Source organism: Stenotrophomonas sp. YJH_SMC_106-19, from assembly GCF_059368375.1.
On sequence record NZ_JCAFRQ010000009.1, the window covers coordinates 37,103 to 43,517 of the forward strand.

Here is a 6,415-nt window from a genome sequence, read left to right on the forward strand (position 1 = left end):
CATGGGTCAGCCAGCGCTTACTTGACGGCCCAGTAGATGTCGTAGGTGCCTTCCTGGGTGAACGACTTGTCCACGCCGTCCTTCCACGATTCGTACGGACGGTCGATGACTTCGTTGCCCGAGGTCACTGCCCACGCACGCAGGCCGTTGCGGGCCACGTCCAGGCCGGCCATGTGACCGGTGTAGGCCGCATGCGCCGAACGATGCGGGGCGACATGCAGGTACTTGACCGGGGCACCACCGTCGATCTTGACGGTCAGCTCCTCACCGGTGGCACCTTCGGTACCCTTCTTCTTCACCGGCTGTGCGATGTCGAAGGCGTACTTCTCGGCACCGAAATCGGTGGTGATGATGCGGAACGGACCGGCGGCTTCAAGGCCATTGGCCTCCATCACGCGCTTGATCCACTCCTGGTTGTCCTTGATGGACTTGGTGATGGTGTCCTGGCCGCGGTCGACGTTGCCGGCGTTGACGACCAGCAGGTCTTCGGCCGGCACCTGCACGATACCCAGATCGGTCAGCGGCGCTTCCGGAGTGCGGTAGTCGACGTTCGGCACGGTGGCCAGCATGTTCGCCATGCGCGACAGGCCCAGCTTGATGTCGTCGCCGATCTGGCGGCTGACATACAGGCCGGCGTAGCGACCGAACAGGTCGAAGCCGTACTTCACCGAGTAGTCCTGGGTGATCTTGACGTTGCGACCACCCTTGCCGGTCGGCTCCAGATTGAAGGTGGTGACCTTGTCGTGACCCTTGGTCGGGTCTTCGATGGCGATCACAACACGCTTGTTCTCTTCGGCCTCGGTCACCTTCCAGGAACCGTTGCCCAGGTCCTTGGAGGAGAAGTCGAGGGTGGCACCGACGCCGGAGGCCGGGCCGGACAGCTTCAGTTCAACGGCGGGATCGCGCAGTACCAGCGGGTTCCAGTCCTTGAAGCGGCGCAGGCTGCTGACCGTGTCGTACACGATCGTCATCTTGCGGTTGGTCTCGATGCTTTCGGTGATGTGGCGCTCGCCCGGCAGACATACGCCAATGATGACGAACAGGCCAGCCACGATCCCCAAGGCGATCAGGAACTCGATAATACGGGTCATTCAGGAGTCTCCGGGGCCGATCCCACGGCCGGGTTGATTGAAGCGAAGCGCCAATCCTAGCAGGCTTCGCGGGCATTGTTTATCGCGATTGGCGCACCGGTTTCCCTGCCGGCTGCGTATTTGTATGGACAAAGGATTGGCAGGGTAGCGCATCCGGCCGCCCCGCATGTAGGGGGCAGCCCGTCCCGGGGCCCGGGAATGCCGGCCAAACCTTTGCCGCAAAAGGCTTTTCGTCAGACCAGCTGCAGTTCGAACGCCTTCAGGACGGCCCGCGTACGGTCGCGCACGCCCAGCTTGGACAGGATGTTGGACACATGGTTCTTGATGGTGCCCTCGGCCACGCCCAGCGAATTGGCGATCTCCTTGTTGGAGAAGCCGCTGGCCATCAGCCGCAGGATCTCCGTCTCGCGGTCGGTCAGCGGGTCCGGCCGGTCCAGGCTGACGAAATCATTGCGCATGTGTTCCAGCCCGGACAGCAGCCGCTGGGTCACTGCCGGCTGCACCAGCGATCCGCCGTCAGCCACGGTGCGGATGGCGCCCACCAGCTGGTCCAGGGTCACGTCCTTGAGCAGGTAGCCCTTGGCACCGGCCTTCAGGCCTGCCAGCACCAGCTGGTCGTCGTCGAAGGTGGTCAGGATGATGGTCGGCGGCAGCTGTTCCAGCCGCGACAGGACCTGCAGCGCCTCCAGCCCGGACATCACCGGCATGCGCATGTCCATCAGGACCACATCCGGACGGACCTGGGGCACCAGTTCGACCGCCTGCCGGCCGTCGCCGGCCTCAGCCACCACCTCGATGCCGTCGTCCAGCGCCAGCAGCGAGCGGATTCCCTGCCGCACCAGGGTTTGGTCGTCGACCAGGCAGACGCGAATCATCAACGCACTCCTTCAGGAACCTTGGTAAGGGCGGCCACCAGCACGGTTGCCGGCACCGTCGCACGCAGGCAGAAGCCTTCGCCGGGGCGGGTTTCCACCTGCAGCTGGCCCCCGCATTGTTGCAGGCGCTCGCGCATCCCGCGCAAGCCATTGCCCACATTGACCATTTCCGCACCGACACCGTCGTCGCGCGCCTCGACCACCACCCGGTCCGGCGCCTCACGGTACACCCGGATCCACAGATGGCGGGCCCCGGAGTGGCGCACCGTATTGGTGATGATCTCCTGGGTGCAGCGCAGCAGCACGTGGGCCCGCTGCGGATCCTCCACGTTCAGGGGGTCCTCGATGTCCAGCTGGATGTCCAGCGAGGGCACGTTCTCGGTCAGCGGACGCAGCGCGGCAGCCAGGTCGATGGCGCTGGTCTCGCGCAGCTGGCTGACCACTTCGCGCACATTGCCCAGCAGCAGCTTGGCCAGCGTGTGCGAGCGTTTCACGTGGTCCAGCGCCTTGCCTTCGGCGAGATGGCCGGCCACTTCCAGGTTCAAGGTCAGCGCGGTCAACTGATGCCCCAGCAGGTCATGCAGCTCGCGCGAGATGCGGGTGCGCTCGTTGACCCGTGCGCTCTCGGCCAGCAGGGCGCGGGTCGCCCTCAGCTCCGCATTCAGCCGGCGCTGCTCGTCGCGGGCGTCGGTCTGCTGCCGTGCGACCAGGCTGGTCACGAACATGAACATGGAGAAGCCGCCATACAGCAGCGACTGCATGAGTGCCTCGAACAACGGCATGTCGAGAATCAGATAGTAGACCGGCAGCACCGCCAGCTGGCTGAGCAGCAACCAGATCACGCCACTGCGCACGGGCAGCATCCACGGGATCACCCCGGCGGCCACCATCATCAGGATGCTGCCCAGGCCCGAACCGCTCAGGTAGCTGACGCCCAGGGCCGAGCCGGTCAGTACCACCAGCACCACCCGGTCGTACCACGCGGCCTGGCTGCTGTCGCGCAGGCCACGGGTCAGCCAGAAGTAGCCGGCGCCGAAGAACAGGTAGGCGGCAAACAGCCACAGGGACCAGCTGTCGATGCCGCTGCCGCCGTGCCGCAGCATCGACTCGTACTGGGAATACACCACGGGCAGGCCGACCATGACCCAGGTGAACAGGCCGGCCAGGCGCAGGACTCGGATTTGGCTGAGATATCCCAACATGGAGGCATCTTAGGCTGAACCAGCGCTCCTGCCCCCGGGCAGAAGTCATGGCGACGGGCGTGCCCCCGCCAGCCACCCATGCAATAATCGTGCGCAGGGTCCGTTGCAGGACCAACCGCGTTACCCCACGGAGTCACAATGTCGATTGTCATCCGCGACGTGCGCGAGCACGAGCTCGATTCCGTCCTGGCTTTGAACAACAACGCTGGCCTGGCCATCCTTCCGCTGGATGCCGCACGCCTGCGCCTGTTCTATGAAACCGCTGAGTACTTCCGCGTCGCCGAGCGCGACGGCAACCTGGCCGGGTTCCTGATCGGCTTCGGCAGCGACAGCCAGCACGACAGCAGCAACTTCGCCTGGTTCAAGCAGCAGCTGGACACCCCGTTCTTCTATATCGACCGCATCGTGGTCGCCAGCCGCCGCCGCGGTGGTGGCGTCGGCCGGGCGTTCTACGCCGATGCGCAGAGCTTCGCCGAGCTGCGCTACCCGCAGATGACCTGCGAAGTCTTCCTCGACCATGGTGCCGATGCCGCCCTGCTGTTCCACGGCAGCTTCGGCTTCCGCGAGCTGGGCCAGAACACCATGCCGCAGGTCGATGTGCGCGCCAGCATGCTGGCCAAGGAACTGTGCAGCTACCCGTGGGTACAGGAGACCTACGGCGGCAAGCTGCCGGATGTGGCATGGACACGCGACCGGCAGCTGCCGGCGCAGGCACAGCGGCCGACGGGGACCTGAGCGTGGCGGTGAATTTCGATTACGAACAGGCAGGTGAACTGAAGATCGGCCAGGTCGGCATCGCCAACCTGCGCGTGCGGACCCTCGATGTCGAACGACTCGTGCAGGAAATGCGCGAACGGGTGACCCGCGCCCCGAAACTGTTCGGCCGTGCCGCGGTGATCCTGGACTTCGGCGGCCTCAGCCAGGTACCGGACGTGGCCACCGCCCAGGCGCTGGTCGATGGCCTGCGCAGCGCCGGCGTGCTGCCGGTGGCGCTGGCCTATGGCACCAGTGCGGTCGACCAGCTCTCGCAGCAGCTCGGCCTGCCGCTGCTGGCCAAGTTCCGCGCCCAGTACGAGCGTGTCGAGACCGAGCCGGCCCCGCCGCCTGCGCCTGCACCGGAGCCGCGCCGCGCCGCCCGCGCTGAGCCGAAGCCGGCCCCGGCCGCTCCGGTGGCCAGGGTGGCCGAGGGCACGGCACCGCAACCGGGCCGCATGCAGCTCGGCAATGTACGTTCCGGCCAGCAGCTGTACGCGGAGAACTGCGACCTGACGGTCATGGCGACCGTCGGCGCCGGTGCCGAGGTCATCGCCGACGGCAGCATCCATATCTACGGCACCCTGCGCGGCCGCGCGCTGGCGGGTGCCCAGGGCAACACCGCGGCACGCATCTTCTGCCGTGATTTCCATGCGGAACTGGTGGCCATTGCCGGCCACTACAAGGTACTGGACGATGTCCCGGACAACCTGCGCGGCAAGGCCGTGCAGGTGTGGCTGGAACAGGACCAGGTCAAGATCGCTGCGCTGGACTGACGCAGCCCCAACATCATGCAGAACCAGGAGAAGTCCTTTGGCTGAAATCATCGTAGTCACCTCCGGCAAGGGCGGCGTCGGCAAGACCACTACCAGCGCGAGCCTGGCCTGCGGCCTGGCACGGCGCGGCAAGAAGGTGGCGGTGATCGACTTCGACGTCGGCCTGCGCAACCTCGACCTGATCATGGGCTGCGAACGCCGCGTGGTGTACGACTTCGTCAACGTCGTGCACGGCGAAGCCACCCTCAAGCAGGCCCTGATCAAGGACAAGCGCTTCGACAACCTGTACGTGCTGGCTGCCTCGCAGACCCGCGACAAGGACGCGCTGACCCAGGAGGGCGTGGGCAAGGTGCTGAAGGACCTGGCCGCCGACGGTTTCGACTTCGTGATCTGCGACTCCCCGGCCGGTATCGAGAAGGGTGCCTTCCTGGCGATGTACTTCGCCGACCGCGCGGTGGTGGTGGTGAACCCGGAAGTGTCCTCGGTGCGCGACTCCGACCGCATCATCGGCCTGCTGGATTCGAAGACACACAAGGCCGAATCCGGCCAGGACGTGCCGGCCTTCCTGCTGCTGACCCGCTACAGCCCGTCGCGCGTGGAAACCGGCGAGATGCTGAGCATCGTCGACGTGGAGGAAGTGCTGGGCCTGAAGGCGATCGGCGTGATCCCCGAATCGGGTGACGTGCTGAACGCCTCCAACAAGGGCGAGCCGGTGATCCTCGACGGCGAATCGATCGCTGGCCAGGCGTATGACGATGCGGTGAGCCGCATCCTGGGCGAGGAGCGGCCGATGCGCTTCACCACCGTGGAGAAGAAGGGCTTCTTCAGCAAGCTGTTCGGAGGGTAAGCATGGGCCTGTTTGATTTCCTCAAAGCGAAGAAGACCACCGCCGAAACCGCCAAGAACCGCCTGCAGATCATCATCGCGCAGGAGCGCAGCCATCGCGGTGGCCCGGACTACCTGCCGCTGCTGCAGCGCGAGCTGCTGGAAGTGATCAAGAAGTACGTCAACATCGACGTCGACGCGGTGAAGGTCGACCTGGTCAAGGATGGCCAGCACGACGTGCTGGACATCTCCGTGGCGCTGCCGGAAGGCCCGGAAAAGCCCTGACCCCCTGCCCCGCCCGTGCCTGCATGGGCGGGGCTGCATGATTCCGCATGACTGACACGACAACCGCCGTGGACATCACCTGCGTGGGCGATATCGCCTTCGCCGATGCACAGCGCCTGCTTGCCGCGCATGGGCTGGAGCTGCACCACGTCGCCGCCGGCGAGCCGATTCCCGGCAGCTACTGGGGCGAACCTGAAGCAGGCATCATCGCCAGCAACGTGTATGTGCGCGACGACACGCCCGTGCATTCGATGCTGCACGAGGCCTGCCATCTGATCGTGCTGCCGCCGGAGCGGCGCGCGCAGGTGCATACCGATGCCACTGATTCGGTCGCCGAGGAAGATGCCACGTGCTACCTGCAGATCGTGCTGGCCGCGCAGCTGCCCGGTGTCGGCAGCGCACGGCTGATGGCCGACATGGATGCGTGGGGGTATACGTACCGGTTGGGATCGACGAGAGCGTGGTTCGAGCAGGACGCCGAAGACGCGAAGGCGTGGTTGATCGAACGCGGGTTGCCAGTGGCGTAAGGCCGCGGGCGCGGTTGGCCACGGGCGCGTGGCGACGCGCCGAACTCTGCGGCGCCCCTCTTTTCACTCGGCGCGGTTCGA

General features: G+C 65.9%; 8 protein-coding genes. 5 read left to right on the forward strand and 3 right to left on the reverse strand.

Features of this window, described 5'->3' with window-relative positions:
- Positions 1 to 17: 17 nt before the first annotated feature.
- The 3 genes from AC5P5M_RS18045 to AC5P5M_RS18055 form a co-directional block, all read right to left on the reverse strand.
- Positions 18 to 1,091 carry a polyketide cyclase gene (locus AC5P5M_RS18045; RefSeq protein ID WP_065182369.1) on the reverse strand — a complete coding sequence of 358 codons (1,074 nt, stop codon included), beginning with the start codon at positions 1,089 to 1,091 and terminating at the stop codon, positions 18 to 20.
- A gap of 233 nt (positions 1,092 to 1,324) precedes the next feature.
- Positions 1,325 to 1,966, reverse strand: a complete 642-nt coding sequence (locus AC5P5M_RS18050; protein ID WP_053516165.1) for a response regulator — start codon at positions 1,964 to 1,966, stop codon at positions 1,325 to 1,327.
- Positions 1,966 to 3,168, reverse strand: coding sequence for a sensor histidine kinase (locus tag AC5P5M_RS18055; RefSeq protein ID WP_053516166.1), 1,203 nt, complete (start codon positions 3,166 to 3,168; stop codon positions 1,966 to 1,968). The genes AC5P5M_RS18050 and AC5P5M_RS18055 overlap by 1 nt, the downstream gene beginning before the upstream one ends.
- A gap of 138 nt (positions 3,169 to 3,306) precedes the next feature.
- Here AC5P5M_RS18055 and AC5P5M_RS18060 point away from each other — a divergent pair, with 138 nt between their 5' ends.
- From AC5P5M_RS18060 to AC5P5M_RS18080, 5 genes are read left to right on the forward strand one after another with little or no spacing between them, the layout of a single operon-like run.
- Positions 3,307 to 3,903: a GNAT family N-acetyltransferase gene (locus tag AC5P5M_RS18060; protein WP_053516169.1), complete on the forward strand. Its 597-nt coding sequence runs from the start codon at positions 3,307 to 3,309 to the stop codon at positions 3,901 to 3,903.
- Positions 3,849 to 4,697 carry a septum site-determining protein MinC gene (minC, locus tag AC5P5M_RS18065; RefSeq protein ID WP_193396414.1) on the forward strand — a complete coding sequence of 283 codons (849 nt, stop codon included), beginning with the start codon at positions 3,849 to 3,851 and terminating at the stop codon, positions 4,695 to 4,697. The genes AC5P5M_RS18060 and minC overlap by 55 nt, the downstream gene beginning before the upstream one ends.
- A 37-nt stretch (positions 4,698 to 4,734) precedes the next feature.
- Positions 4,735 to 5,544 carry a septum site-determining protein MinD gene (minD, locus tag AC5P5M_RS18070; RefSeq protein ID WP_053516174.1) on the forward strand — a complete coding sequence of 270 codons (810 nt, stop codon included), beginning with the start codon at positions 4,735 to 4,737 and terminating at the stop codon, positions 5,542 to 5,544.
- A gap of 2 nt (positions 5,545 to 5,546) precedes the next feature.
- A complete protein-coding gene (gene minE / locus AC5P5M_RS18075) occupies positions 5,547 to 5,807 on the forward strand; it encodes a cell division topological specificity factor MinE (protein ID WP_053516176.1) in 261 nt (86 codons plus the stop codon).
- Positions 5,808 to 5,854: 47 nt separating this feature from the next.
- Positions 5,855 to 6,334 carry a hypothetical protein gene (locus AC5P5M_RS18080; protein WP_065182371.1) on the forward strand — a complete coding sequence of 160 codons (480 nt, stop codon included), beginning with the start codon at positions 5,855 to 5,857 and terminating at the stop codon, positions 6,332 to 6,334.
- Positions 6,335 to 6,415 lie beyond the last annotated feature (81 nt).